The 691-nt window shown below is 61.1% G+C and carries 1 protein-coding gene; it reads right to left on the minus strand.

Features of this window, described 5'->3' with window-relative positions; genetic code table 11:
- Positions 1 to 691, minus strand: a 691-nt coding sequence (locus tag AB4Y92_RS25160; protein WP_441822097.1) for a flagellin N-terminal helical domain-containing protein, incomplete at both ends; no start/stop codon positions are given.

Here is a 691-nt window from a genome sequence, read left to right on the forward strand (position 1 = left end):
CGCTAACGCCACCGTTCAGCGAGTCCGACATGACCTGGATGAACTCGGTCTGCGCACCCAGCAGAGCCTTGTTCGCGCCGAGCATTGAAGCCGCAGTCGTAACAGCGGTGATCGCTGCATCGATCGCGGTCAGGTCCGCATCGAGGTCCGTGCTGGTGGAAATATCGATCGCTGCAGCAGCGCCGAGCAGACCACCGGTACCAGCCGTTGCGTCGGCGAACAGGATCGTCTTCGACGTGTCGATGTCGAGCTTGCCCACGGTCTTCGCGTTGCCGTCATATGACGTAACGAGTTTGACAGTGGCAGCCGTGCCCGCAAGCCAGTTCTGGCCGTTGAACGCAGCCGAGCCCGCAGAGCTCTTCAGACCCGACACCGAAGCGGAGTATTCGGTCTGGATCGCGGCCTTGTCGGCGCCAGGCTGCATGGCAGTGATCGCGCCGGTCTTCATCTTGTTGAGGTAATCGAGTGCCTTGCCCATTGCCGAAGAGAAGGTGTCGATCATAGCCTTGGACTGGCTGATCGCATCCTTCACCGCGCCCAGCGACGTAACGTCGGACTTCATCTTCGTGCCGATCGACCAGTAAGAGGCGCTATCCGCCGCTTCGCCGACACGCAGGCCGCTCGAAATCTCGCCCTGCGTCTTGTTGAGAGCCGTCTGCGTCGACTTCAGGTTCTGAAGGGCCGACATAGC

This window comes from Lysobacter sp. TAB13, assembly GCF_052113885.1.
GTDB lineage: Bacteria > Pseudomonadota > Gammaproteobacteria > Xanthomonadales > Xanthomonadaceae > Lysobacter > Lysobacter gummosus.